The sequence below is a fragment of the Sinorhizobium fredii USDA 257 genome, assembly GCF_000265205.3.
In the GTDB taxonomy this organism is placed as follows: domain Bacteria; phylum Pseudomonadota; class Alphaproteobacteria; order Rhizobiales; family Rhizobiaceae; genus Sinorhizobium; species Sinorhizobium fredii_B.
The window spans coordinates 1,852,245-1,877,119 of record NC_018000.1; the positions used below are offsets into that span (position 1 = coordinate 1,852,245).

Below are 24,875 nucleotides of genomic sequence, written 5' to 3' on the forward strand. Positions count from 1 at the left end.
GTCACTCAGCCTTCCACGCTTTGCCAAAGAGCGTTTCACCAGGCCTCGTTAACAGCGATCATAGCAACACAGATGTTGAAACTCTACAGAAAATATGCTGAGTTTGCATTCGAAAATGGCTTCGCGCTTCATCCGTCAGAGGAACGAGAATTGCTGAATAACGAAATCTCGCCGCCCAGGACCGACGCCGTATCGCGTGGTGTCGGCGTCACCACACAGGTTTACGCGGGGAATCTGGAGATTTGGGATGTCGAGACGCCGAATGCGACTTTACCAACAAGGTACGGGTCAAGGCGCTGGACAAGGGACTGATCCTGCTCACCTGCGGCGTTCATGGCAATGTCATCCGCTTTCTGGCACCGACCACTGTCGAGGACAACGTATTCGCCGATGCGCTCGACATGCTCGAAGAAACATTGCGCGAATGCGCGAAGGAGGCCTAATCCATGGCTATTTCGGAAAAACTCCTCTCCAAGCTCAAAGACCCATCGCTGGTCAGCGACAAGGCCCTTATCGCCGGCGAATGGGTGGCCACGAGCGACAGCGGCAAGACCTTCGAGGTCACCAACCCGGCAGATGGCGATGTGATCGCCACGCTTCCCGACATGAACCGCGCCGAAACGGCGCGCGCGATCGAAGTCGCCTACAAGGCGCAGAAGGCCTGGGCCAAGAAGACCGGCAAGGAGCGTGCGGCCGTGCTCCGCAAGCTCTATGACCTGATGGTGGCGAATGCCGACGATCTCGCCGCAATCCTGACTATGGAAATGGGCAAGCCGCTTGCGGAGGCCAAGGGTGAAATCCTCTATGGCGCCGCCTATCTCGAATGGTTCGGCGAAGAGGCCAAGCGCGTCTATGGCGACACGATTCCCGGCCACCAGCCGGACAAGCGGATCATCGTCATCAAGCAGCCGGTCGGCGTCGTTGCTGCCATCACGCCGTGGAACTTTCCGAACGCGATGCTCGCGCGCAAATTCGCGCCGGCCGTCGCCGCGGGCTGCGCCATGGTGTCGAAGCCGGCCGCTGAGACGCCGCTTTCGGCCCTGTCGCTGGGTTTGCTCGCTGAGCGCGCCGGCCTTCCGGCCGGGATTTTTAATGTCATCACCTCGGAGGATTCACCGTCGGTCGGCAAGGAATTCACCGAGAACGACAAGGTCCGCAAGTTGACTTTCACCGGCTCGACCGGTGTCGGCAAGATCCTGATGCGCCAAGGTGCCGAGCAGATCATGAAGCTCGGCCTCGAACTCGGCGGCAATGCGCCCTTCATCGTGTTCGACGATGCGGATCTCGATGCTGCGGTCGAAGGCGCCATGGTCTCGAAATATCGGAACAACGGGCAGACCTGCGTCTGCGCCAACCGCCTCTACGTCCAGACCGGCGTCTATTATACCTTCGCCAAAAAGCTGGTCGAGAGAGTCGCGGCGATGAAGGTGGGCGACGGTTTCGAACCTGGCGTGAATGCCGGCCCGCTGATCACCGAGAAAGCTGTCGAAAAGGTCGAGGAACATATCGCCGACGCGCTCGAAAAGGGCGCCAAGGTGGCTGTCGGCGGCAAACCGGACGCCCGTGGCGGCCTCTTCTTCCAGCCGACCATACTCACCGGGGTGACCACGCAGATGAAGATTGCGCGCGAGGAGACCTTTGGTCCGGTCGCGCCGCTCTTCAAGTTCGAGACCGAGGAGCAGGTGATCGAAATGGCCAACAACACCGACTTCGGCCTCGCCTCCTATTTCTACTCGAGGGATGTGTCGAAGATCTTCCGCGTAGCGGAAGAACTCGAATATGGCATGGTCGGTATCAATACCGGCCTGATCTCCACGGAAGTGGCGCCGTTCGGCGGCATCAAGCAGTCCGGCCAGGGCCGCGAAGGCTCGAAATACGGCATAGAGGATTATATCGAGATCAAGTATCTCTGCTTGAGTGTTTGATCTTTTTGCCGTCGTCGGCTTCGGACTCGTCGCCTGCGGCTGCCAGTCTAGAAGGTCGGAGGTGTATTGACCCATACCAACCGACAAGGCTTGGTTCCGACAGATCGCCAAGAATGGGCGCGATGACTCTCAAAATAAATAGCATCCCCCTCGTTGAGGGTTGCAAGACCGAGGCCTTCAACCTCAATTTCGAAACTGCCTTCAAGAACGCGAATAAACTCCTCGCCCTCGTGTCGATAAAAGCCTTCACTTCCGGCGCCAGGAGCCAGGGTCCACTCTTGGCAATCCATCATCCGCGGCCCTGAAGCCAGTTCCCTAATTTGAATACCCTTTCCGAGTGAGGGCAGTTGCCGCCCTTCCCCGCTTCGAACGACGGCTTTACCGGTTTCAACAGGACTTGCTGTCAGCTGCGTTACGGTAACGCCGAGGGCTTCCGCGATCGCCCGCAGGAGAGGCACGCTCGCCCCGCGGGAAGTTCGTTCAAGTGTACTAAGCGTTGATGGAGAAACATCGACCCGCTCCGCGAGGGCGGTGATCGTGAGCTTTTTCTCCCTGCGCAAGCGCCTGATTTCGTGACCTAGCCTAGGCGGAGGAAGTTGTTCGTTCGCTGCGTCCAACGCCACAGGAGTTGTGTCATCCAACGAGGATTTGATTGCTGCGAGGTTCAGTCCTTGAACCGATCGAAGTCGAACGATCTGATGGATGCGAGCGAAGTCATTCTCACCGTAGAGACGGTAACCGCTCGGCGTTCGGGATGGAGCAATCAGACCGTGCTGCTCCCAGAGCCTCAGCGTCGCCGGTGGAACCCCTGTCGCGGCTGAAACTTCCGATACTTTGTATTGTTTGCTCATTGCATCCTTGCTCGACATGTCCCGCTCAAGTTTGCTACGCAACAACTTTGCTAATATCAACTCCCTAGCTCAATATGGCTAGGGGCCAGGCGATAAGCCTCTCGCGGGGGTCCGTGTGGTCCGCCTTCCGAAAATTACATATTGGGATAGACCGGCCCCTCGCCGCCCTGCGGCGGCACCCAATTGATGTTCTGGTTCGGGTCCTTGATGTCGCAGGTCTTGCAGTGCACGCAGTTCTGGGCGTTGATGACGAAGGTCGGCTGGCCGTCCTTCTCCACCCATTCATAAACGCCGGCCGGACAGTAGCGCGACGAGGGACCGGCATAGACGTCGTATTCGGAGCGCTTCTGCAGCTCCCAGTCCCTGACCTGCAGGTGGATCGGCTGGTCTTCCTCGTGATTGGTGTTCGACAGGAACACCGAGGAGAGCCGGTCGAAGGTCAGCACGCCGTCCGGCTTCGGGTAGTCGATCTTCTGGTGCTTGGCCGCCGGCTCCAGCGCTTGGGCGTCGCTCTTGCCGTGCTTCAGCGTGCCGAAGAAGGAGAAGCCGAAGAGCTGGTTCGTCCACATGTCGAGGCCGCCGAGCGCGACCCCGACTGCCGTGCCGAAGCGCGACCAGAGCGGCTTGACGTTTCTGACCTTCTTCAGGTCCTGGCCGATGGCGCTCTCGCGCCAGCCGCGCTCGATCTCGATCGGCTCGTCATTGGCGCGACCGCTAGCGATCGCCGCCGCCAGTTTCTCCGCCGCGAGAATGCCCGACAGCACCGCATTGTGGCTGCCCTTGATGCGCGGCACGTTGACGAAGCCGGCCGAACAGCCGATTAGCGCGCCGCCGGGGAAGGAGAGCTTCGGCACCGACTGGTAGCCGCCCTCGGTGATGGCGCGGGCCCCGTAGGAGAGCCTTTTTCCCCCCTCGAAGGTGCCACGGATCGCCGGGTGCGTCTTGAAGCGCTGGAACTCCTCGAAGGGATGGAGATAGGGGTTCTTGTAATTCAAATGGACGACGAAACCGACGGCGACGAGATTGTCTTCGAGGTGATAGAGGAAGGAGCCGCCGCCGGTCTTCATGTCGAGCGGCCAGCCGAAGGAATGCTGCACGAGACCCGGCTTATGGTTCTCCGGCTTCACCTCCCAGAGCTCCTTGAGGCCGATGCCGAATTTCGGCACGTCGCGGCCTTCGTCGAGCTTGAATCTGGCGATCAATTGTTTGGCGAGCGAGCCGCGCACGCCCTCGCCGATCAGCGTGTACTTGCCGAGAAGCGCCATGCCGCGGGCGAAGTTCGGCCCCGGCTCTCCGTTGCGCTCGATGCCCATGTCGCCGGTGGCGACGCCGATCACCGCGCCCTCGTCGTTATAGAGCACTTCGGTTGCGGCGAAGCCCGGATAGATCTCGACGCCGAGCGCCTCCGCCTGGGTGGCGAGCCAGCGACAGACATTGCCGAGCGAGACGACATAATTGCCGTGATTGTTCATCAAGGGCGGCATCAGGAAGTTCGGCAGGCGGATCGAACCGGCCGGACCCAGGAAAAGGAAATGGTCGTCGGTGATTTCCGTCTTGAACGGATGGTCCGGCTCGTCGCGCCAGCCGGGCAGCAGCCGGTCGATGCCGATCGGATCGACGACGGCGCCCGAAAGGATATGCGCGCCGACTTCGGCGCCCTTCTCCAGCACCACGACCGAGAGCTCGGGATTGACCTGCTTCAGCCGGATCGCCGCGGCAAGCCCGGCCGGACCCGCGCCCACGATCACCACGTCGAATTCCATGCTCTCGCGTTCGGGCAGTTCTTGTTGTTCGGTCATGAGGCATTCCCTAAAACTTAGTTGTTGTTAAATGAGGGAGGTGCCACGCCTGCTGAGAAGGCCGCTGCTCGAACCGCGTTTGCCATTAGCATTGCAATTGTCATTGGACCGACGCCGCCAGGGACAGGTGTGATGGCTCCAGCGATCTTTTCGACTGCATCGAAATCCACATCGCCAACCAGACGTGTCTTCCCCTCCCCATCCTCAGCCGCCGCGATGCGATTAATACCCACATCGATTACGGTCGCATCTGGCTTGACCCAGTCCGCCTTTACCATCGCGGGCCTTCCGACCGCAGCCACCAAGATATCTGCTGTTCTGCAAATCGCAGGCAGGTTCTTTGTGTGCGAATGCGCCATCGGCTTGCCAAAGAGATTGGACCTTCCAATGACAACGGCGTTGAGACCGGCTAAGTCTCGGCCATGGATGCAACCCACCAGCGCCATTACGCCCGCAGGCGTGCAAGAAACCAGACCCGTCTTCAGGTCACCTGTTGCAACCTTGCCAGCGTTAACGACATTCAGACCATCGACGTCCTTTTCCGGACGGATGGATTGGACAATCGCTTCACTATCAAGGTGTTTTGGCAGCGGAAGCTGCACCAGAATGCCGTGAACAGCCGGATCCGCGTTTAGGCGCTGAACCAGCAGCGCTAGTTCCTTCTGAGTCGTTTCAGCAGGCAAAGTGTGCTGAACAGACGTGAAGCCGCAGTCCTTGGCGACGCGGCTTTTGGCGCCCACATAGGCGTGACTTGCGAGGTCATCACCAACGATGACGACAGCAAGTCCTACCGTCACGCCAGCATCGTCCTGCAGCGCCTTTGCCCTATCTTTCACAGTCTCGATGACGGAAAGCGCGACTTCCTTACCATTGATCAGCCGTGCCATAGCTTACCCCATCCGCTCGGACGCGTAACTTCCCGGGCTTGCCGGAAAGACGACTGTGCGGTTGCCGTTTATGAACGTGCGGTGATGGATATGAGCGTGGATGGCGCGGGCCAGCACCTGGCTTTCGACATCCCGGCCAATCGATATGTAGTCTTCCGAAGATTGAGCATGTGTGACGCGGACAACGTCTTGCTCGACAATAGGACCTTCGTCGAGGTCGGCGGTTACGTAGTGCGCGGTGGCCCCGATCAACTTAACGCCGCGCTCGTAAGCCTGCTTGTACGGGTTGCCACCTTTGAAGGACGGTAGGAAGGAGTGATGTATGTTGATGATCTTACCGGACATCTTTTCGCAGAGCTGGTCGGACAGAATCTGCATGTAGCGCGCCAGCACGACGAGTTCGGTGCCTGTCTGCTCGACAATCTCCATCAGCTGCGCTTCAGCATGTGGTTTATTCTGTTTCGTCACCTTGATGTGGTGGAAAGGAATGTCGTGATTAACGACAACCTTCTGGTAATCAAAATGGTTGGAAATTACGCCGACAATGTCGATCGGTAGTGCGCCTATCTTCCACCGATAGAGCAGATCATTGAGGCAGTGTCCGAACCGAGAGACCATCACGAGGACCTTCGTCCGCTTGTCACCCCGGTGGAACTGGTAGTCCATCTCGAACGTCTTTGCGACAGTACCAAACTGCTCGATGATGTCGGTCTCTGTGGCGCCGACTTCCGCTATGAAGCTGATACGCATAAAGAATTTGCCAGTTTCCAGATCATCGAATTGCGAGCTGTCGACGATATTGCAGCCTTTTTCTGCCAGGTACCGGGAGATCGCAGCGACGATTCCTCGCGCGGAATTGCATGACACGGTGAGTACGATATTGTTTCTTACCACTTGCTGCTCCATAGGGTGGGAAAACCAACAGGCCGGCCTTTGGACCCGCAACTGCGTTTTCGATTGCGTTTGGCCCTTAAGGCGCGTCCTGGAGTTCAGGGAGAATTTCGAAGAGGTCGCGGACGAGGCCGTAATCTGCGACTTGGAAGATCGGTGCGTCCTCGTTGTTGATGGCAAACGATGACTTTTGAGTCTTTCATGCCGGCGAGGTGCTGGATGGCCCCGGGTGCCGACTGCGACATATAGGTCCGGAGCGACGACGTTGACCGTCGGACCTGACCTGCCAATCATTTGGCGTGTATCCGGCATCCACTGCCGCTCGCGAGGCGCCGATAGCGGCACCCAGCTTGGAGGCGACAGGTAGGATCACCTCGCGGAACTTCTCCGCTGAACCTAGTACTCGGCCGCCTGAGATGATGATCTTGGCCGAGGTGAGTTCGGGCCGCTCGCAGAACGAAAGAGCATTGGGGACATAGTTGGAGAGCTTGGAAGAAAGAGCTGCCGTTGAGATATCCTCAACGGCAGCAAGTTGGCCTCGGGAGGCCGGGGAAAAGGAAGCCGTGCGTGCGGTGATGAGCTTCTTTGTATCGGTTGCCCGCATCGTCCAGATAGCATTGCCGGCATATATCGGCCGCTTGAAGGTGTCGGGCGAGATCACTTCGATGATGTCGGAGACCTGAGCGACATCCAGGAGTGCCGCCACGCGCGGCATGACGTTCTTGCCGCTCGAAGTGGCGGCGATGATCGTGTCGTACTTTCCGGCTGGCGACACAATCAGATTGGTGACCGGCTCAGCCAGCACCCTCACGTTTGCGTCTATCACTCGTTTTACCGAAACCAGTATTTTCATCGAAAGACCTTGTTAACAGCGCATGCTGGAACTGATCCTTACAGACTTTCTGTAATGTTAGACGCCGAGTCAAGCCCCTTCAGAGGGCCGGTTGCGACATCGTCGGGATAATCGAATGGAGCCTGTCACGTGCGACGGCAACACAGTGCGCGGTTGGTTACACAGAAGGGAACGCTGAAGGACAGTTAAGCAAATGAAATCGCTGGACCAGGGCCCAAGCCTCTTGGGAATCTGATTGGCTAGATGTCCGATTTTTCGAACACTTAGCTTTTCGTTTGGGTCCAACAGTCTATATAGGTTTATGCAGTATGATATTAAGTGGAGATTTGACGTGAAGGCACGTGGGGCGGCGAGCGAACTTTCTGATGGCAATGAGGTGGCGTCGGCAAAGACCCGTACGAAAGCTGAGGCAACCGATCTGGCGGTGGGCGCACGCCTGAAGGCGGTTCGTGAGCAGGCGGGTCTCTCGCAGCGGGAACTGGCCAAGCGCGCTAACGTCACAAACTCAACCGTTTCTTTGATTGAGCAGGAATCTCACGCACCCTCTCTCGCGTCTTTGCACCGGATTTTGAAGGCAATTCCCATTTCAATGGCAGACTTCTTTGCTCTGCCCGTCTCCAAGCAGAACGTGTTGTTCTATGATGCGGATGACCTCGCCGTCGTGACGAGAGGCAAGGTCGACATGCGGGTCATGGGTAGTGAACGTCGCGATAAGAAACTTCAGATGTTCATCGAGCACTACTCGCCAGGCACAGATACCGGCAAACCAGCTATCGCTCATGAGGGCGAAACTGCGGCGCTTATTCTAGAGGGTACAGTTGAGCTCGAAACGAGTGAGGGCGTAAGGCGAATTGAAGCCGGCGGCGGCTTTCACATCCTAGGGGCAGAGCCTTACAGATTGAAGAATGTCGGAAAAACGGTAGCGGTTGTGGCCTGCGCCGTCACACCTCCAATGATCTAATCAGAATGTGATAATCGCCCTCTCAAGTGGTAGTTCGTTCGGTCTTCCGGTCTTCCGTCTCTTCCGGGGAGCGGCCCGGCGCCGCTCATACGCCTCACGCCAATGCGGCACCGCCCGAAATAGCCAGCGGCTGTGTTGGCTATCCGATTGCCATGCCAGAAGTCAGTTAAGTTGAGGAGTACCAGGCTCAATCCACCTTGGCGTTGAGATAACCTGCTGTCATGCCACCATCGAGCACCTGAACCGCTCCGCTTGTGAACGTTGCTTCCTGCGATGTAAGATGCGCGATCAAATTCGCAACATCCATGGCCGTCCCAGCTCTTCCAAGAGGCGTGCGCGACAGCTGAAACGTATTCTGGTGGGTGCCGTCGTGAGGATTCTCCGTCATGGGATCGACGACCCCACAACTAACGATGTTGCATCTGATTCCCTGGCGGGCGTAGTCGAGCGCCATTGTCTTGATCAATCCTACCAAGCCATGCATCGCCGCCGACGCAGCTGGAGAGCCCTGCAGCCCTGCTACGCTCCCCCTAGCGCTCACCGCGACAAAGGATCCCCCGCCCTGCAATAGATGCGGAATAGCATTTTTAGCAACCAAGTAAGCGCTTGTCAGATTCGCCTCAATGCAGCGCGTCCATTCACTCTCCTCAAGGCGGTGAACCTCGCCGGGTGTTCGCAGGGTGGATGAGATAACGACCGTTGTTATCCGGCCGAACTGGGAAACGGTCTCCTTGACAGCCGTCGCGACGTCAGCCGCAATGTGGGCATGCCCCACCAGTCCTATTGCTCGCGCCCCGCGCGCTTGAAGCTGCCCGATCACGTCACTCACCGCTTGCGGATCATGATCAAAGATAGCTACGCGAGCGCCCCTTTCCGTCAAAGCCACTGCTGCATGTACACCGATCTCGGACGCGCCGCCGGCGATCAAAGCAACTTCATCAATATTGTTTACTTTTCGTAAGTTGGTCATGTCTTCCTCTGTATCTTAGCGTGGTTGACGCCCTCAGTTAGGTCCCACGGCAGCTAGTCAGCTGAGAAAAGGCCAGCAGAGCCAGCCCCGTCTACTACGAAGACACTTCCATTCATGAATGATGCGGCAGGCGAGCTCACGAAGTCCACTGCCCCCGCAATCTCGTCTGGATCAGCAAAACGGCCCATCGGCACGACGCTGAACCAGTATTCTGCCTCTTCAGGAGAGGCACGAAGGTATTCGTCCATCATTGGCGTGCGCACATTGCCAGGACAAACAGCGTTTGCCCTGATCCCAAGATGGCCGAAATCCAACGCGAGGCATTTCACGAGGCCGACAACCGCGTGTTTTGATGCAGTGTAGACTCCAAATCCGCTCGTGCCGAGTATTCCAGCATCTGATGAAATGACGACGAAGCTGCCTTGTTTCCTTTTGACGAAGCGGGCGTAAGCTGAGCGTGCCGACAGGTAAACGCCCTTAGCATTCACACCCATGACGAAGTCCCAATTTTCCTCAGGTTCGTCGATTACCGTTCCTAATCGCTCAACCCCAGCGCAGGCTACGACGATATCCGCGGTGAACCCCTGCGACTCAAACTTGTTGAAGGCTTGCTCCAACGAACCGCTGTCCGTGACGTCCGCTACAAGCGGGACTGCCTGACCACCCGCTTCTTCGATCAATCTTACTGTGGTCGCGATGCCCTCAGCATTACGATCAAGAACACCTACGGTGCTGGTTCTGGAAAGCCGAGTGCATATCGCTCTGCCGATTCCGGATCCACCTCCTGTCACGATGCTGCCAGTTCGAAACCCGTTGGTCATTCATAGCTCCCTGTGTCTGTCTAAGTGAAACCACCGCGCCTTGCGGAACGCTCCCGGTAGATTGGCCACGCCGCCAGATGGCAGCGCGATGGTGCCGAGCGACCGCGGCCTGCGACAGCCGATCGCCGTGAAATATGGGCGGATTAGGCAATTGGCTTTGCCACCGCGTCCAAGCCCAAGTCGGCTGTTTGAATGATCGAGAACTCCCGGCTCAAATCTTGGTTTAAGCAGAACAGCCAGTAGAGCAATGCACCGACGGGGATGCCAACGAAGAATGCGACGTCAACGCCGCCAAAATATTCAGCGACAGGTCCTTGGTAGAACGACAGATACATGAAAGGGATCATGGCAACGAACGCAAGCGAGTATGCTGTTATTCCGCGCCAGTTCCACCTGCCGTATATTCCCACAGGATTGAAAATCTCCGCGATCGAGTATCTTCCTTTCCGGACAACGAAGTAGTCGACTAGGTTCACTGCCGTCCACGGCGCCATCAGATAAGCCAGAACGGCGAGGATCGTGTAGAACGTGGTATTGATGAAATCGGTAGGAAGCAGGACTCCAACGATCGTTGCAGAAATGCCGATGATTGCGTTCATTCTGATGCGGAGGCTCCGCGTCGGCGAAGTCGAAACCACACTGTCCATCGCCGTGATCAGCGTAAGTGCGCCGCCATAGACACACATGCCGTTGAAGATCAGTAGCGCGACCCCTCCCACGAGCAGCAGGACCGCACCGAACCCCGGCACGATAAGGTCCCCCGATTGCTGAAGAGCCAATGTTAGGCTGTCCTTTGGAAATAGTGCAGCGCCCACTGCGCCGACAGCTTCCATGGAGAAAACGCCGGCGCCGGCGCCGAACGCGGTGTAGAGGATGATCGATCGGTGGCTCGTCGTTGGGGGCATGTATCTGGAGTAATCCGACACGAAGAATGCCCAGGACAGCTGATATGCCAACGAAGCGGACACAACCATCAGGAACGGCGTAAATTGGAAGGTTCCAATTATGGTGACTTGTTCGGCTGGAAAGCCCACACCAAAGACAATCCCGAACGTAAAGATCGCAAGAACGACCAGAAGTACAATTGTTGTATAGCGTTGACCAACGTGGAGCCAATGGTATCCGAAAATCGCGAAGATGATAGATGCGAAGCCCAGGACGACTCCTGACGAAGGAGCAGATCCTAATCCCAGTTGCTCGGCCGTAGCGCCCATAAGGTTGACGTTGAGAACGACGTAGCCCCAATATACGAGAACGGCGACAAGCCAAATGAAGATCGCGCCGTAGCGGCCGAATTGGGGCCGCGTCTGGACCATCTGCGGCAGTCCGAGGTGCGGACCTTGGCTTGCATGGGCGGCGACCGGAAGTGTCCCGAGCACGGTCCCCAGAAGGAGGCCGATCAATGTCCATGTGAGATTGAGCCCCAGCGAAATTCCGATTGCTCCTGTCGCGAGGCTGAGGAGCTGTGCGCTCCCAGCGAACCATATCGTAGCTTGATCAGACAAACGCCCATGTCTCTCTGAAATCGGGACAAAGTCGATCGACCTTGTTTCGATCGCCAGGGCGCTTCTCTCGGAGCTCGATTGTATGTTCATTTTTGGCTGTGCATTCATGTGGTGCCTCCCTCATCGCACGGCACGCGCTCATCCGAGGTCGGAAGATCAAATCTTCCACCGGCTACTCGTATCGGATCTGCGCTGTCTGTCTGCCCTGCTTTCCCCTCTGACGTTGCAGGACAGCAGTATGCTACGTTTGTTTTTTCACACAGGCAATATGATTTTTCGCACACTCAACGACGATGAGAATCTGCGCTTCAGAAGGTATGTAGAACACCGCTCTCCCCTCGCCCTACCACCTTATGCACCTTGAACGGACGCCTGCTTCCAAGGGCATCACAGTGGTAGTTCTGCATAGCCTCTCCCATGGTAAGCGAATGCTCGTTCGCTGGTAGCTCTCTATTCAAGGCCATGGATGCACTCGGAATTGAAAAGAAACTGATCCCGATGCGCGGCGGCACCGATGGCGCGGTCTTTCGACCAGAGGAATATCGGTACCGAACTTCTTCACCGGCGCTTACGACTTCCATTCGCGCAACGAGTTTCTACCGATACCATGCATGAGCGGCTTGATCTCTTTATTCGACTGTACGCGGCGGTCGCTGAAGAGCTCGGGTTCCCCAATTCCATGGAAAAAGCGCGAGCTGTCATGTCTCTGATGGATTGCGCCGCGAGTGACCAACCGGGAGCTCGCCAGCCGTGTCGGTCTGTCGCCAAGCGCCTGCCCATCGTGGCCATCGATCTCGATCGCATCACGCACAATGTCCAAGCATACTTCATGGTTTGCATGGACAACATCCGGCCCGAGAAGGGTCCGCAAGAGCTAACCTTCCTCCCAAAAGCCAGCCTCCAGTACCACAACGCTCCAACAACTGACGGCTGTGTACCGCGGTTCTCGCCGACATCGCCCGACGGCAAGACGGAAAGGATGCCGTGTTTGCGCCATGATCGCCCTGCATCGTCCATCCCGCCCGCTCGGGTGACCAGAATGCCAAGCTCGCCGCCGCACCTTGGACCGCTAAGTGATAAGAGTCGTGCATGGTACCTGGTCGAACTCTTCGTGCCAGATCCTTACAGCTGGAGCCCCTTATGACCGCAGCCGCGCCGACGAACGTCTGCATTATCATTGCGGCAAAGAATGCCTCCGGGACGATCACGAGAGCGATCTCCTCTGCCCTCGCTGAGCCCGAAGCATCAGAAGTGGTCGTCGTTGATGACGGTTCGACGGATGGTACCGCGGCGGTTGCAAGTGCTGCCGATGATGGGACCGGGCGGCTGAATGTCGTCCGCTTCGACGCGAATCGCGGGCCGTCTGCAGCTCGCAACCATGCAATTTCGATTTCGCAGTCCCCCCTTCTCGCGGTGCTAGACGCGGACGATTTCTTTTTTCCCGGCCGACTGACGCAACTGCTTTCTGTGGACGGTTGGGACTTGATCGCTGACAACATCGCCTTCATCGATGCTGCGCAAGCGGCGAGCGCGAGTGCTAAAGTTGGGCAGTTCGCGCCCAGTCCGCGCCTCATTGATCTTGTCGGATTCCTGGAAGGAAATATCTCGCGGCGCGGCGCCCGCCGTGGTGAAATCGGCTTCTTGAAACCGATTATGCGACGCGCTTTCCTCGAAGAACACGGGCTTCGTTACGATGAAACATTGCGCCTCGGCGAAGACTACAACCTCTATGCACGGGCGCTCGCAAGGGGCGCACGCTACAAGATCATCAAAAGCTGCGGCTACGCCGCCGTCGTGCGCGGCAACTCCCTCAGCGGCAGCCATCGCACGATCGACTTGAAGCGTCTGTATGAGGCCGATCGGGCAATGCTTGCTGAGGCCTGGTTAGGCAGCGAGGCCGAGGCTGCGTTGCGCCGGCACGCACGCCATGTCCGGGACCGCTACGAATTGCGGCATTTTCTCGACCTTAAAGAACGAGAAGGTTTCACGAGCGCCATCGGCTATGCGTTGAAGCATCCCGACGCCCTACCGGCGATCGTCGGCGGCATCGTCGCAGACAAAGCGGAGCGCTATCGGCGGCCACGATCGCCGGCGCCGGTTGCCCTCGGCGGCACTGGAGAGATCCGCTACCTGCTTCAAGATTAGGTACAAGCGTCTCAAGTCTCGTGCAGACGATGACCCAGTGGGATCCATCAGCCGGGACGACAACTATCCAGCCGCCAATTTCTTCTCGCGCGCCGCCCTGAGCCTCGCAAAGTCGTCGCCAGCATGGTGCGACGAGCGGGTGAGCGGACTCGAGGCGACCATCAGGAAGCCCTTGGTGTAGGCGACCGTTTCGTAGGACTTGAACTCCTCGGGGGTCACGAATTTCTCGACCTTGTGGTGCTTGCGGGTCGGCTGCAGGTATTGGCCGATCGTCAGGAAGTCGACGTCGGCGGTGCGCAGGTCGTCCATCAGTTGCAGCACCTCGTTCCGCTCCTCGCCGAGGCCGACCATGATGCCGGACTTGGTGAACATCGACGGGTCGAGTTCCTTGACGCGCTGCAGGAGCCGGATCGAATGGAAATAGCGCGCGCCCGGGCGCACGGTCAGATAGTTGGACGGCACGGTTTCGAGATTGTGGTTGAAGACGTCGGGCTTGGCGGCAACGACCCGCTCGAGCGCGCCGGGCTTGCGCAGGAAGTCGGGCGTCAGGATCTCGATGGTCGTCGCGGGAGACGCCTCGCGGATCGCGAAGATCACCTTCTCGAAATGTTCGGCGCCGCCATCCTCGAGGTCGTCGCGGTCGACCGAGGTGATGACGACGTGGCTCAAGCCCATCTGCTTGACGGCGTTGGCGACATTGGCGGGCTCTTCGGGATCGAGCGCGTTAGGCTTGCCGGTGGCGACGTTGCAGAAGGCACAGGCGCGCGTGCAGATCTCGCCCATGATCATGAAGGTGGCGTGCTTCTTGTCCCAGCATTCACCGATATTCGGGCAGCCGGCCTCCTCGCAGACGGTGACGAGGTTGTTGCCCTTCACGATCGAACGGGTCTCCATGTAACCCTTCGAGGTCGGCGCCTTCACGCGGATCCAGTCCGGCTTGCGCAAGACTTCCGTGTCCGGCCTGTGCGCCTTTTCCGGGTGGCGAACGCGCTGAGCCCGGTCCGAGACCGCGTCGAAAACCGTTACCATCTGCCTTCCTTCATTGCATCGAGCAAGCGGCCGAGAGCCCCGACACTTTAACGACACGAGGCCCCTCCTACTTGCCCCCTACCGAACAACTCTGGCTGCCTTCTTAAGGCGACACGATGGCGTGCGAGCTAAAAATCCACCTCGATCGCGGTTCCTCTAGAGACTGCGTGCGCGACAGCGGCCGAAGCCACCGCGAGATCCTGGAGGGCAACTCCCGTGCCATCGAACATTGTGATCTCTTCCGGCGACGAACGACCCTTGTGGCGACCTGTGATGACCGCACCAATCTCGACAATGTCGTCCTTGCTGATCAGCCCCTTTTCAATCGCGTGCTGGCATTCACCGATCGTGACGGCCTGAGCGACTTCATCGGTGAACACCGTTGCTGCAGCGATAAGTTCGGCATCCATCTCCTGTTTGCCCTTTGTGTCCGTCCCCATACAGGCGAGATGTGTACCGGGGCGAACCTGAGAGGCCTTGAGGATCGGGGCAAACGACGAGGTAATCGAAATGATGACGTCCGCTTCATCACCCAGACGGTCGAGATCGACAGTCTCGAAAGGAAGCTCCAGTTCCCTGGCGACTCCTTCGAGACGGCTCAGCATCTCGGGGTGCAGATTCCACGCGAGGACTTTCTCAAAAGGCCTCTGCTCCACCGCAGCGCGCAACTGGTACGTCGATTGATGCCCTGCGCCGATCATGCCAAGCACCTTGGCGTTCTTACGGGCAAGATACTTGATCGAGACAGCCGAGGCTGCCGCCGTCCGAAGCGCAGTGACCAGATTGCCGCCAACCACCGCACGGCACCTGCCGGTATCAGCGTCAAACAGGAAGACGGTCGATTGGTGGTTCGCCAGCCCATTTTGAACATTGTTCGGCCAGAAACCACCGGATTTAAGACCAAGAGCCAGACTGTCGCGGTCGAACCCCGATTTGAAACCATAGAGCGCGTCCGCATGGCCGATTGCCTCGCGAATGACAGGGAAGTTGTAGGCTGACCTTTTGGCCATGGAGGCGAAGACCCCTTCGACCGCCACAAGGCAATCAGCGGGGGTAATCAGTCCGGCGATCTGATTTTCCGGTACGATAATCATGTAACTTCCGATTGCTGCAAAGTGGGGCAATACCCCTTTGATGGTCAGTAGGCCTTACCGCGCGCCGAGACCGGCCACAGCGTTTCAACCCGGCCGTTGCGCACGCCGACATACCAATCGTGAACATTGCAGGTCGGGTCGCAGTGGCCAGGAACCAAACGGAGCTTTTCATTGATCTTGAGCACACCGTTCGGATCCTCGATGACGCCATGCTCATCCGAGCATTTCACGTATTTGACGTCAGTGCGGCCATAGACGAACGGGAGTCCGGAATCGACCGACTGCGCCTTCAATCCGGCGTCGCAAATCGCCTTGTCCGACTTCGCATGGCTCATCACGCTGGTGAGAATGAACAGGGCGTTTTCCCATTCGCCTTGATCGATCCGGTTGCCACCCTCATCGCGGATGCGGCCATAATCAGCATCCATGAACGCGTAGCTGCCGCACTGCAGTTCGTTGTACACGCCGGAATTGCTCTCGAAATAATAGCTTCCGGTGCCGCCTCCGCTTACCAGTTCGGGCTCAAGGCCCTCAGCCTTCAAGGCCGCGACCGCATCCTTCACCTGGGCAATCGCGACGTCGAGCTTGGCTCTGCGGTCTTCGTAGTTGTCGATGTGCTGCATGGCGCCTTGATAGGCCTGAATGCCAGTGAACTTGAGACCCGGAGCGCCGTCGATGGCTTTGGCAAGCGCCACAACCGCGGCGGTGGTGGTCACGCCGCACCGGCCAGCACCGCAATCGATCTCGACAAAGCACTCGAGCGTTGTCCCGTGCTTCTGTGCCGCTGCCGACAGTTCTGCGACATTGGCCAGATCGTCGACGCAAACGATAATGCGTGCATCCTGCTTGGCGAGGCGGGCCAGACGATCGATCTTCAGCGGATCGCGGACTTGGTTCGACACCAGCACATCCTTGATTCCGCCGCGCACGAACACCTCTGCCTCCGACACCTTCTGGCAGCACACACCAATCGCGCCACCGAGTTCCTGCTGGAGACGCAGAACATCGACCGACTTGTGCATCTTGCCGTGTGCCCTGTGGCGCATTTTGTGCGCCTTGGCATAGTCACCCATCTTGCGGATGTTGCGTTCGAGGGCATCGAGATCGAGGATCAGGCACGGCGTCTGGATTTCATCGACGCTCATTCCGGGAAGAGCCGGTACATCGTAGCCGACTTCCATGCCTGCGAACTTCGCTTCCATGTTCATCTCTCTTTCTCTCCCTTATTGCCAAGGCAACTTGTCAAGGTCGACGTTGCCGCCGGTGATGATGACGCCGATACGCTTGCCGGCGAACAGATCCTTGTTCTTCAAGATGGTCGCGAGCGGCACGGCACTGGAGGGCTCCATGACGATCTTCATCCGCTTCCAGATGAGCTTCATCGCGTCGACGATCTCTTCCTCCGAGGCCGTCAGGACGTCGGTGACGTGGTTCCGGACGAAGTGCCACGTCAAATCCTTGAGAGGCACCTTCAGGCCGTCAGCCACAGTAACTGGTGCGTCGTCGGCGATGATGTGCCCGGCTTTGAAGCTCCGGTATGCATCATCCGCCTGCTCCGGCTCGGCTGCGTAGATTTTTATGTGCGGCGCCAAGTTCGACAGCGTGAGGCAGGTCCCCGAAACCATGCCGCCGCCGCCAATGGGAGCAATCACCGCTTGGAGTCTGGTGACCTGTTCGATCAGTTCTTTCGAACAGGTTGCCTGACCGGCGATGACGCGCGCGTCGTTATAGGGATGCACGAATTCCGCACCGGTCGCGGCGAGGACTTCGGCAAAGACCGCTTCGCGGGAAGTCGTTGACGGCTCACACTCGACAACCTTGGCACCGTAGCCGCGAACAGCATCTTTCTTCGCTTGCGGCGCGGTACGGGGCATGACGACGGTGCAAGGTATTCCGCGCCGTCCCGCCGCAAAGGCGAGGCAGGTCCCATGATTGCCCGAGGAATGGGTGGCAACCCCCTTTGCCGCCTGCTCGTCGCTCAACCCGAAAACGGCGTTCGACGCGCCGCGGACCTTGAAGGCTCCGGCCTTCTGCAGATTCTCGCACTTGAAGAAGAGCTCCGCCCCAGCAAGGGAGTTGATGAAACGCGAGGTCAGAACCGGCGTGCGATGAATGTGCGGCTTGATCCGCGCATGTGCTTCATTCATGTCGGAAAGCGTCGGGATATACATCTTCATAGCCTCTCAGGCGGCTCCGTTGCCCGCTGAAACTTGGTTGTTGCGGTAATAATCCTGGGCGGCGGCAACCCCCGAACCGAGCTTGATGGCGAGGCCGAGATCCGCCATGACCATCTCCGCCGTCGCAATGCCAGAAAGGGCCATCACGTCCGTCAGGCTGCCGAGATGCCCGATGCGGAACACCTTGCCGGCGACCTCTCCCAGCCCAACACCGAAGGCGACGTCATATTTCTTCGCCGCGTGGGTAACGACGGACGTAGCGTCGAAGCCGTCAGGGGTTCGAATTGCGCTGACCGTGTCCGAGTAAAGGTCCTCGCTCATCGCGCAGAGCTCAAGACCCCAGGCACGCACGGCCGCACGGATTCCCGTTGCAATGCGGTTGTGGCGCGCGAATACGTTCTCAAGGCCTTCCGCCAGCAGCATCTCCGTCGAGACCTTCAGGCCGTTCAGGAGGCCGACGACGGGGGTATAGGGGTAGGCGTTGTTCTCATAGCTCTTCGACATATCGCGAACGTCGAAGAAAGTGCGGGGCAGCTTCGCCGTTTCGATCGCCGCCAAGGCTTTGGGAGAGAATGCGGTGATCGCCAGCCCGGCAGGCAGCATGAAGCCTTTCTGCGAGCCGGTCACAGCAACGTCGACGCCCCAATCGTCCATGCGAAACTCCATTGAAGCAATGGAGCTGACCCCATCGACGAACAACATGGCCGGATGGCGAGCTGCATCGAGGGCGCGCCGAAGCGCGGCGATATCCGACTTGACGCCCGTTGCGGTCTCGTTGTGCGTGACCAGGACAGCCTTGATCTGGTGCGCCTTGTCTGCGGTCAGCATTTCCTCATAACGATCGACCGGGGCGCCGCTGCCCCACGGCGTCTCAATGACACTAACGTCGAGGCCATGCCTCTGGCACATGTCGATCCAGCGATGGCTGAACATTCCATAGCGAGCCACGAGAACGCGGTCGCCGGGACTGAGAGTGTTTGTGATCGCCGTCTCCCATCCACCGGTGCCCGTTGCAGGGAAAACGAAAATCGAGGCTGATTGGGATCTCACGACCTTTTTTACGCCTGCGAGAGCGGGCCGCAAAATCTCTCCGAACAAGGGCGAGCGATGGTCGATGGTCGGCATATCCGACGCCTTACGGAGCACCTCCGGCATATTGGTCGGACCTGGAATGAAGACCGGGTTTTGCAGGTACATTGGGGCGTCCCTCCTAGAGCTGGAAAGAGTGGTAACACGCCGGCGGTTTGGGGTAAATTTTTTTGAAACTGTTTTTCAAAATGATGAGTAATCAAACTTGTTTAAACAATATCATAGGCTTATAATTTTTCATTGTGAGAATTGATTTTTCACGAGTGCCATTGAATGATGGTGATGACATTGGTGAGGTGCAATGATGCAGGTGGTAAAGCGGCGAAGAGGTCGTCCGAAAGCATTTAATGCTCCGGAGTCCCCGAGCGTCATTCAGTCCCTCGATCGGGCTTTGGACGTGCTAGAGGCTTTGGCCTCGCCCGAGGGACTGACGCTATCGGAACTTGCCGCCCATCTCGGTCAGTCGGCCGCCACAATGCATCGGGTACTCTCGACGCTGGAACGTCGTGAATTCGTCGAGATCAGCCCCGATCGGCAGGTCTGGCACATCGGCCCCGAGGCCTATCGGCTCGGCTCCGCGTTTCTTCGTCGTACGAACGTCGTCGAACGCAGCCGCCCGATCATGCGGGAGTTGATGCTGGAGACAGGAGAAACCTCGAACCTCGGGATCGAGAAGGACGGCCATGTCCTGTTCATCAGCCAAGTCGAAACGCACGAATCGATCAGGGCATTCTTCCCGCCAGGGACACTGTCTCCCCTGCATGCCTCGGGAATTGGAAAGGCGTTGCTCAGCACATATGACGACAGCCGCCGAACATCACTTTTTAAGAAGAGCACTTTGGAGCGCTTCACCGAAAATACGGTTCGATCGATCGCTCAATTGGAGGAAGAACTGCGCGTCACGAGAGACCGAGGCTATGCGTTCGACGATGAGGAGCGAACCAAGGGAATGCGTTGTGTTGCAGCCCCTATTTTGAATGTGCACGGCGAAGCGGTGGCGGGCATTTCCGTTTCTGGCCCAACCCATAGAATGCCCGACAGACAAGTGCAGAAAATCGGAGAACGAGTACGTAATGCTGCGACAAAGGTTTCGCGGCGTTTGGGAGCGCCATAGCCGGAAGTCCTCAATACCAAAACACTTGTGTCTCCTCGCATTTCCTTCGTGGAGAGGTGGCGATGCTACGAGGTTTCGGCCCACCTGTGGCCCAGTCGAGCAATTCGACGGTGTGAACAAGAGGTATCGTGGTCCCGGAGCCGATCTGCATCATGCAGCCAATGTTGCCGGCACTGATTACCTCAGGGTGGGTAGCTTCGATCGTCGCTAATTTTCGAGCCTTGAGTTCAGAAGATATCGCCGGCTGCATGAGATTGTAGGTCCCAGCGGATCCACAGCAGATATGACTGTCACGAGGCTCCACGACTTCGAAGCCTGCCGCCCGAAGCAGGTCTTTCGGGGCGGAACGAATCTGCTGCCCGTGCTGCAGCGAACAAGCAGCATGATAAGCCACGCGCAGCGGATCAGCGTGTACCGGGTCGTCCAACCCGAGTTCGGACATGATTTCGGTTACATCTTTAGCGAGAGCCGCCACACGAGCTGCGTCGTCGGCGACTGGATCGTGTCGCAACAGATGGGCATAATCCTTCACCGTCGTTCCGCAACCCGACGTGTTGATGACCACCGCGTCCAGGCCTTCACCATCGAGTTCGCGGATAATCGCACGAATGTTCACCGCGGCCATTGCATGACTTTCTTCGACCTTGCCCATGTGGTGCGTCAGGGCACCACAGCAGCCGATGCCCTTCGGGACCACGACCTCGCAGCCATGGCGGCGTAGCAGCCTGATCGTGGCATCGTTTATATCCGTATTGAGGGCACGCTGCGCACAGCCAATAAGCAGGGCAACGCGCTTGCGTCGTGAACCGATCGCCGGAAAGCTTTGAGGTCTGTCATTCTTGCTGGCCGGCGGAATACGATCGGGGGCCATCTCCAACATGGCCCTCAGGCGAGGGTCTGGGAGTAATTTCCTGAAAGGGCGGGCCAGTCTGGCACCAATCAGCGCCAGCCGAAACCGACCGGGATACGGCAGAATCTTTGCCAAAAGCCAACGCAGAGCTCTCTCGTCCCACCGGCGTTTGTAGGTCTTCTCGATGTACTCGCGCGCATGATCGATCAGATGCATGTAATGAACACCCGAGGGGCAGGTGGTCATGCAGCTCAGACAACTGAGGCAGCGGTCGATATGCGTTACTGTTCGCTCGTCAGGGGCCTTGTTGTTTTCCAACATGTCCTTGATCAGATAGATGCGGCCCCGCGGACTATCGAGCTCGTCACCAAGCACCTTGTATGTCGGGCAGGTCGCTGTGCAGAAGCCGCAATGGACGCAAGACCGAAGAATCTCGTTCGAATGTCTCGTGGCGGGATCGGCGAGTTGCGTATCGGTGAAGTTTGTCTGCATCTCATCTATCCATCAATCCCGGATTGAGAATTCCGGCAGGATCAAAAGTCCGGCGCAATGCAACTGAAAGCCGAGCTATGCAGGCTCCTTCGGGCGGAAAACTGTCACTGTTCGGCAGCGTCCCGCTTCGCAGCAGCATAGCTTTCCCCATGCCGGCTGCGTGGCGGACCGCAGAGCCATCGGCACCACTCTCAAACCAAATCAATCCGCCACCCCAATCCAGCGACATGTCCCCGCCGAGTGCATGCAAACGGGCCACAACTGCCGGAGCTTCACTCGGCTTAACCAGAATCCGCCAAAGCGGCACATTCGAGCCAGCAAAGTGGTGCAGATCGCGCAATCCACGCCAGAGCATCCGGCTGTCAGCCTCGCTCACTATGTCAATCTCTCGATCGCGGAAGAGGGCGGATAGCCGCTCGCGACGATAGTCGACCTGCGGGGAAAGCCCCTCTATCCTGAGCCAGGCAGTGCCGGACCGAAAGGCGGCGCCAGACACTTCGAAGGGCGTGGCGAGCGCCGTAGCAAAGATTTCGATTGCCCCTTTCACGGAAGTGCCATGAAAGGCCAGCGTCTGTTGACTTTCCGCGACGGGCAACGTTTTCAGCACCACCTCGGTCAACACGCCAAGGGTTCCGTGAGAGCCGCAGAGCAGTTTGCCAAGGTCCAGCCCAGTGACGTTCTTCATCACCCTGCCACCATTCTTGATGACCCGCCCTCTGCCATCGACGAACCGCACGCCAAGGAGATGGTCTCTACAAGCGCCCGCATGTATTCGGCGGGGGCCGGAGATGTTGGCGGAAACCATGCCACCAACTGTTGGAACTCCCTTCGTCTCGAGTACCTTTCTATGGTCCATTGGTTCGAATGCGAGCCCCTGGCCCTCGGCCGCAAGTGCTGCCTCGATTTCCTCGATAGGCGTTCCTGCGCGCGCAATCAGCGTCAGAGCGCCGGGCTCATAGGTCACGATGCCGCTGAGACGTCGTGAGGTGAGGGTCTGATCAGCCGCGATGGCCTCCGATTGGAAACGGGTGCTTCCGCCGACGACACGCATGGGGGCGGCCCGCGCATAGCTTTCGGCAATGAATCCAGCCAGTTCCGCTTCGCTGGTCGGGGAAACGGCTGCCGCCGCATTGTTGGTTTGGGTGTCAGTGAATGTCATGGGCATCTCGACGCTGCGTCACGATGCGGCTGACTGACTTCGAGTGGGAAGACCTTGGCTGGATTGAGCAGCCAGGCGGGATCGAAGACGCTCTTGATTTCCATCTGAATGGCCAGGTCATCGGCCGTATATTGTTTCGTCATGAGATCGCGCTTCTCGATTCCGACCCCATGCTCGCCGGTCAGGCAGCCTCCTACGTCCACGCAAAGCCGAAGAATGTCGGCACCGAATTCTTCGGCTCGCTCGAGCTCACCGGGTGCGTTCGCGTTGAACAAGATCAACGGGTGCATGTTGCCATCGCCTGCGTGGAATACATTGGCGACCTCCAAGCCATAAGCTTTAGACAGCTCGCCAATACGCTTAAGTGTGTGGGGGAGTTTCGAGACGGGTACGGTTCCGTCGAGACACAGGTAATCACCGAGCCGGCCCATCGCCCCAAATGCCGATTTGCGCCCCTTCCAGATCGCCAGGCTTTCCTCGGCAGTTCGGCTGGCACGGAACTCCACCGGGTTCAACTCCTCGGCGATCAAACGGATGCGTTCGATTTGATGGTCGATTTCGGCCTCGGATCCCTCGACCTCGACAATCAGCAAGGCGGTGCAATTTGGATAGCCGGCTTTGACGAAGGCCTCGACCGCGCGTAGGCAAACGTCGTCCATATATTCGATCGCCACGGGCAGCAGACCCGATCGGATAATCCGTCCCACGCACTCACCAGCCGTTTCGGCGCTGTCGAAGCCGATCAGCACGGGCCGTGCGCCTTCGGGCTTTGGCACAATCCGGAGCGTTGCTTCGGTCACAATGGCGAGCTGGCCCTCCGACCCGCAGATCAAACCGAGGAGGTCGAGTCCTGATGTACCCAGGAGTGGGCCGCCAAGCTCAATGATCTCGCCCGTTGACATGACGATCCGGACACCCATCAGATTGTTCGTCGTAACGCCGTATTTTAGGCAGTGGGCGCCGCCGGAATTCATCGCGATGTTACCAGCGATCGTGCAAGCAAGCTGCGACGAGGGATCCGGCGCGTAGAAGAAGCCGTCAGCTTCCAGTTCGGCGCTCACGGCGAGGTTCGTGACGCCCGTCTGCACACGAATGAAGCGGTTGGCGGTGTCGACCTCGAGGATCTCGCGCAGGCGCATTGTGCCGATGACGACGCTGTCGGCGGTCGGCAAAGCGCCGCCGGCAAGTGAAGTGCCTGCCCCACGGGGAACGACGGGTACGCGCAACTGATGGCAGACGCGCATGGCAGTCGCCACTTCCTCGGTTGTGCGCGGTAGTACAACAGCAAGAGGCGGACAGCGGTACGCGGTTAGCGCGTCGCATTCGTAGGCCCGTGTTTCCTCCGCGTTTGAGATGACAATACTTGCCGGTAGGGCAGCCTCCAGCGCTGCTACGATTTGCGGCGCTCTCGCAAGGACGCCGGCATCCGGTTCGGGCATGGCTATGGTTGACATGATGGTTTCTGTCCCGTGATCTTTAAGAAAGAGATGGGATGCCGCCATTGCCGTGAATGCGGCGCATACAAGTTTTATGTTGCCGAGGAGTCATGATTGCGCAGTCCGTGTGGAAGAATGACCGATAGAGCCAATGCAAGCTCTTTCGCTCTTCTTGCCGCTCTTCCTGCGCTGCAAGGCTGCGAGAACTGCTCTTTCCGACTTGAGAAGGTACGCCTCCAGTTGACGCACCGCTTCCGTTATGTGTTCCGCTTGGAGCAACGCGATGAGGGAGGCGTTCCTCTCGATGGAGAGTTGATGCAGATGGGCCGTGTCTTCCAATTGATGAAATACCAATCGGAGTTCAGCCAAAACCAGATCGAAATACACGCTCAGTTTCGGGCTATCGCATAGCTCCACCATCGCCCGGTGGAATTGAAAATTGATCGCCCCCACGCGCTCCCAGTCGCCGCTCTTTCTGGCGGCGTCAGCCTCGTCCGCGAGCGCACCCATGCACGCCAGCGCTGGATGGCCCGGAGTTGAAGCCTGGACTGCAGCCCTTTGTATAGCGCCGCGCACGCGATAGATGTCCATCACCATAGATTCGTCCGGAGCGGCAACGAAGACGCCGCGATTGGGAATATGCGTGAGTAGGCCTTGGCTGGTCAGCAGCCGGAACACCTCCCTAAGCGTATTGCGCGAAATCTCGAGCTCGGTGGCAATCTGCTGCTCGGAGAGCTTCTCGCCTGCGGCAAATCGGCCCTCGATCAGCATTGTCCTCATCCGTGCCGCTACCTTTGCAGTAAGCGGCTGAACGTTTTCTTCCACTG

The 24,875-nt window shown here is 58.4% G+C and carries 21 protein-coding genes and 3 pseudogenes; 7 read left to right on the forward strand and 17 right to left on the reverse strand.

What is annotated here, in order from left to right; genetic code table 11:
* Positions 1-266 precede the first annotated feature (266 nt).
* Both USDA257_RS08530 and USDA257_RS08535 read left to right on the forward strand, forming a co-directional pair.
* Positions 267-443, forward strand: a pseudogene (locus USDA257_RS08530) (4-aminobutyrate--2-oxoglutarate transaminase); the annotation flags it as partial.
* Between the two features lie 3 nt (positions 444-446).
* Entirely contained in the window at positions 447-1,925 is a 1,479-nt protein-coding gene (locus USDA257_RS08535; protein ID WP_014762525.1) for an NAD-dependent succinate-semialdehyde dehydrogenase, read from the forward strand.
* Between the two features lie 47 nt (positions 1,926-1,972).
* Here the strand turns inward: USDA257_RS08535 and USDA257_RS33685 are convergent, their stop codons facing one another.
* From USDA257_RS33685 to USDA257_RS08560, 5 genes and pseudogenes are all read right to left on the reverse strand, one after another.
* Positions 1,973-2,794, reverse strand: coding sequence for a MerR family transcriptional regulator (locus USDA257_RS33685; protein WP_080605548.1), 822 nt, complete (start codon positions 2,792-2,794; stop codon positions 1,973-1,975).
* 116 nt (positions 2,795-2,910) lie between these two features.
* Positions 2,911-4,575 carry an electron transfer flavoprotein-ubiquinone oxidoreductase gene (locus USDA257_RS08545; protein WP_014762527.1) on the reverse strand — a complete coding sequence of 555 codons (1,665 nt, stop codon included), beginning with the start codon at positions 4,573-4,575 and terminating at the stop codon, positions 2,911-2,913.
* Between the two features lie 17 nt (positions 4,576-4,592).
* Positions 4,593-5,462 carry a bifunctional methylenetetrahydrofolate dehydrogenase/methenyltetrahydrofolate cyclohydrolase FolD gene (gene folD / locus USDA257_RS08550; protein ID WP_014762528.1) on the reverse strand — a complete coding sequence of 290 codons (870 nt, stop codon included), beginning with the start codon at positions 5,460-5,462 and terminating at the stop codon, positions 4,593-4,595.
* 3 nt (positions 5,463-5,465) lie between these two features.
* Positions 5,466-6,356 carry a formyltetrahydrofolate deformylase gene (purU, locus tag USDA257_RS08555; RefSeq protein WP_014762529.1) on the reverse strand — a complete coding sequence of 297 codons (891 nt, stop codon included), beginning with the start codon at positions 6,354-6,356 and terminating at the stop codon, positions 5,466-5,468.
* A gap of 76 nt (positions 6,357-6,432) precedes the next feature.
* Positions 6,433-7,155: pseudogene (locus USDA257_RS08560) on the reverse strand (FAD-binding protein); the annotation flags it as partial.
* A 382-nt stretch (positions 7,156-7,537) separates the two neighbouring features.
* On the opposite strand from USDA257_RS08560, the gene USDA257_RS08565 reads away from it, so the two are divergent.
* Positions 7,538-8,167, forward strand: coding sequence for a helix-turn-helix domain-containing protein (locus tag USDA257_RS08565; protein ID WP_223843405.1), 630 nt, complete (start codon positions 7,538-7,540; stop codon positions 8,165-8,167).
* Positions 8,168-8,354: 187 nt separating this feature from the next.
* On the opposite strand, the gene USDA257_RS08570 is transcribed toward USDA257_RS08565, so the two are convergent.
* The 3 genes from USDA257_RS08570 to USDA257_RS08580 all read right to left on the reverse strand — a co-directional run bounded on the left by USDA257_RS08570 (position 8,355) and on the right by USDA257_RS08580 (position 11,571).
* Entirely contained in the window at positions 8,355-9,137 is a 783-nt protein-coding gene (locus USDA257_RS08570) for an SDR family NAD(P)-dependent oxidoreductase (RefSeq protein WP_014762532.1), read from the reverse strand.
* A gap of 53 nt (positions 9,138-9,190) precedes the next feature.
* On the reverse strand, positions 9,191-9,958 hold the full coding sequence (locus USDA257_RS08575; protein WP_041414018.1) for an SDR family NAD(P)-dependent oxidoreductase: 768 nt from the start codon (positions 9,956-9,958) through the stop codon (positions 9,191-9,193).
* A 143-nt stretch (positions 9,959-10,101) separates the two neighbouring features.
* Complete coding sequence (locus tag USDA257_RS08580; RefSeq protein WP_014762534.1) at positions 10,102-11,571, reverse strand: purine-cytosine permease family protein; 1,470 nt, start codon at positions 11,569-11,571, stop codon at positions 10,102-10,104.
* A 342-nt stretch (positions 11,572-11,913) separates the two neighbouring features.
* On the opposite strand from USDA257_RS08580, the pseudogene USDA257_RS37655 reads away from it, so the two are divergent.
* The 3 genes and pseudogenes from USDA257_RS37655 to USDA257_RS08590 form a co-directional block, all read left to right on the forward strand.
* A pseudogene (locus tag USDA257_RS37655) lies at positions 11,914-12,173 on the forward strand (hypothetical protein); the annotation flags it as partial.
* A 15-nt stretch (positions 12,174-12,188) separates the two neighbouring features.
* The gene (locus USDA257_RS38715; RefSeq protein ID WP_161623527.1) at positions 12,189-12,341 is read left to right on the forward strand and encodes an AsnC family protein; all 153 of its coding nucleotides are present in this window, start codon (positions 12,189-12,191) and stop codon (positions 12,339-12,341) included.
* Positions 12,342-12,603: 262 nt separating this feature from the next.
* On the forward strand, positions 12,604-13,608 hold the full coding sequence (locus USDA257_RS08590; RefSeq protein WP_014762536.1) for a glycosyltransferase family 2 protein: 1,005 nt from the start codon (positions 12,604-12,606) through the stop codon (positions 13,606-13,608).
* Between the two features lie 63 nt (positions 13,609-13,671).
* Here USDA257_RS08590 and lipA read toward each other — a convergent pair whose 3' ends face one another.
* The 5 genes from lipA to bhcA form a co-directional block, all read right to left on the reverse strand.
* Positions 13,672-14,637, reverse strand: a complete 966-nt coding sequence (lipA, locus tag USDA257_RS08595; protein WP_014762537.1) for a lipoyl synthase — start codon at positions 14,635-14,637, stop codon at positions 13,672-13,674.
* A gap of 128 nt (positions 14,638-14,765) precedes the next feature.
* Positions 14,766-15,731 (reverse strand): iminosuccinate reductase BhcD, encoded by a 966-nt coding sequence (gene bhcD / locus USDA257_RS08600; protein ID WP_041414020.1) that lies wholly within the window; start codon positions 15,729-15,731, stop codon positions 14,766-14,768.
* Positions 15,732-15,775: 44 nt separating this feature from the next.
* Positions 15,776-16,939, reverse strand: coding sequence for a 3-hydroxy-D-aspartate aldolase BhcC (gene bhcC, locus USDA257_RS08605; RefSeq protein WP_014762539.1), 1,164 nt, complete (start codon positions 16,937-16,939; stop codon positions 15,776-15,778).
* Positions 16,940-16,954: 15 nt separating this feature from the next.
* Positions 16,955-17,902: a beta-hydroxyaspartate dehydratase BhcB gene (gene bhcB, locus USDA257_RS08610; RefSeq protein WP_014762540.1), complete on the reverse strand. Its 948-nt coding sequence runs from the start codon at positions 17,900-17,902 to the stop codon at positions 16,955-16,957.
* Between the two features lie 12 nt (positions 17,903-17,914).
* Positions 17,915-19,105 carry an L-aspartate--glyoxylate aminotransferase BhcA gene (gene bhcA / locus USDA257_RS08615; protein WP_014762541.1) on the reverse strand — a complete coding sequence of 397 codons (1,191 nt, stop codon included), beginning with the start codon at positions 19,103-19,105 and terminating at the stop codon, positions 17,915-17,917.
* Positions 19,106-19,301: 196 nt separating this feature from the next.
* Here bhcA and bhcR point away from each other — a divergent pair, with 196 nt between their 5' ends.
* On the forward strand, positions 19,302-20,111 hold the full coding sequence (gene bhcR, locus USDA257_RS08620; RefSeq protein WP_014762542.1) for an HTH-type transcriptional regulator BhcR: 810 nt from the start codon (positions 19,302-19,304) through the stop codon (positions 20,109-20,111).
* 10 nt (positions 20,112-20,121) lie between these two features.
* On the opposite strand, the gene glcF is transcribed toward bhcR, so the two are convergent.
* The 4 genes from glcF to USDA257_RS08640 form a co-directional block, all read right to left on the reverse strand.
* Entirely contained in the window at positions 20,122-21,453 is a 1,332-nt protein-coding gene (gene glcF / locus USDA257_RS08625; protein ID WP_014762543.1) for a glycolate oxidase subunit GlcF, read from the reverse strand.
* Position 21,454: 1 nt separating this feature from the next.
* Positions 21,455-22,618 (reverse strand): FAD-binding protein, encoded by a 1,164-nt coding sequence (locus tag USDA257_RS08630; protein ID WP_014762544.1) that lies wholly within the window; start codon positions 22,616-22,618, stop codon positions 21,455-21,457.
* Positions 22,609-24,066, reverse strand: a complete 1,458-nt coding sequence (locus USDA257_RS08635) for an FAD-linked oxidase C-terminal domain-containing protein (RefSeq protein ID WP_014762545.1) — start codon at positions 24,064-24,066, stop codon at positions 22,609-22,611. The genes USDA257_RS08630 and USDA257_RS08635 overlap by 10 nt, the downstream gene beginning before the upstream one ends.
* Before the next feature lie 90 nt (positions 24,067-24,156).
* Positions 24,157-24,819 carry a GntR family transcriptional regulator gene (locus USDA257_RS08640; RefSeq protein ID WP_231698930.1) on the reverse strand — a complete coding sequence of 221 codons (663 nt, stop codon included), beginning with the start codon at positions 24,817-24,819 and terminating at the stop codon, positions 24,157-24,159.
* Positions 24,820-24,875 lie beyond the last annotated feature (56 nt).

Coding starts and splice junctions, on each gene's coding strand:
- USDA257_RS08535 (WP_014762525.1), top strand. CDS start 447: ATGGCTATTTCGGAAAAACTCCTCTCCAAGCTCAAAGACCCATCGCTG.
- USDA257_RS33685 (WP_080605548.1), bottom strand. CDS start 2,794: ATGTCGAGCAAGGATGCAATGAGCAAACAATACAAAGTATCGGAAGTT.
- USDA257_RS08545 (WP_014762527.1), bottom strand. CDS start 4,575: ATGACCGAACAACAAGAACTGCCCGAACGCGAGAGCATGGAATTCGAC.
- folD (WP_014762528.1), bottom strand. CDS start 5,462: ATGGCACGGCTGATCAATGGTAAGGAAGTCGCGCTTTCCGTCATCGAG.
- USDA257_RS08570 (WP_014762532.1), bottom strand. CDS start 9,137: ATGACCAACTTACGAAAAGTAAACAATATTGATGAAGTTGCTTTGATC.
- USDA257_RS08575 (WP_041414018.1), bottom strand. CDS start 9,958: ATGACCAACGGGTTTCGAACTGGCAGCATCGTGACAGGAGGTGGATCC.
- USDA257_RS08580 (WP_014762534.1), bottom strand. CDS start 11,571: ATGAATGCACAGCCAAAAATGAACATACAATCGAGCTCCGAGAGAAGC.
- USDA257_RS08590 (WP_014762536.1), top strand. CDS start 12,604: ATGACCGCAGCCGCGCCGACGAACGTCTGCATTATCATTGCGGCAAAG.
- lipA (WP_014762537.1), bottom strand. CDS start 14,637: ATGGTAACGGTTTTCGACGCGGTCTCGGACCGGGCTCAGCGCGTTCGC.
- bhcD (WP_041414020.1), bottom strand. CDS start 15,731: ATGATTATCGTACCGGAAAATCAGATCGCCGGACTGATTACCCCCGCT.
- bhcC (WP_014762539.1), bottom strand. CDS start 16,939: ATGAACATGGAAGCGAAGTTCGCAGGCATGGAAGTCGGCTACGATGTA.
- bhcB (WP_014762540.1), bottom strand. CDS start 17,902: ATGTATATCCCGACGCTTTCCGACATGAATGAAGCACATGCGCGGATC.
- bhcA (WP_014762541.1), bottom strand. CDS start 19,105: ATGTACCTGCAAAACCCGGTCTTCATTCCAGGTCCGACCAATATGCCG.
- bhcR (WP_014762542.1), top strand. CDS start 19,302: ATGCAGGTGGTAAAGCGGCGAAGAGGTCGTCCGAAAGCATTTAATGCT.
- glcF (WP_014762543.1), bottom strand. CDS start 21,453: ATGCAGACAAACTTCACCGATACGCAACTCGCCGATCCCGCCACGAGA.
- USDA257_RS08630 (WP_014762544.1), bottom strand. CDS start 22,618: ATGCCCATGACATTCACTGACACCCAAACCAACAATGCGGCGGCAGCC.
- USDA257_RS08635 (WP_014762545.1), bottom strand. CDS start 24,066: ATGTCAACCATAGCCATGCCCGAACCGGATGCCGGCGTCCTTGCGAGA.
- USDA257_RS08640 (WP_231698930.1), bottom strand. CDS start 24,819: ATGCTGATCGAGGGCCGATTTGCCGCAGGCGAGAAGCTCTCCGAGCAG.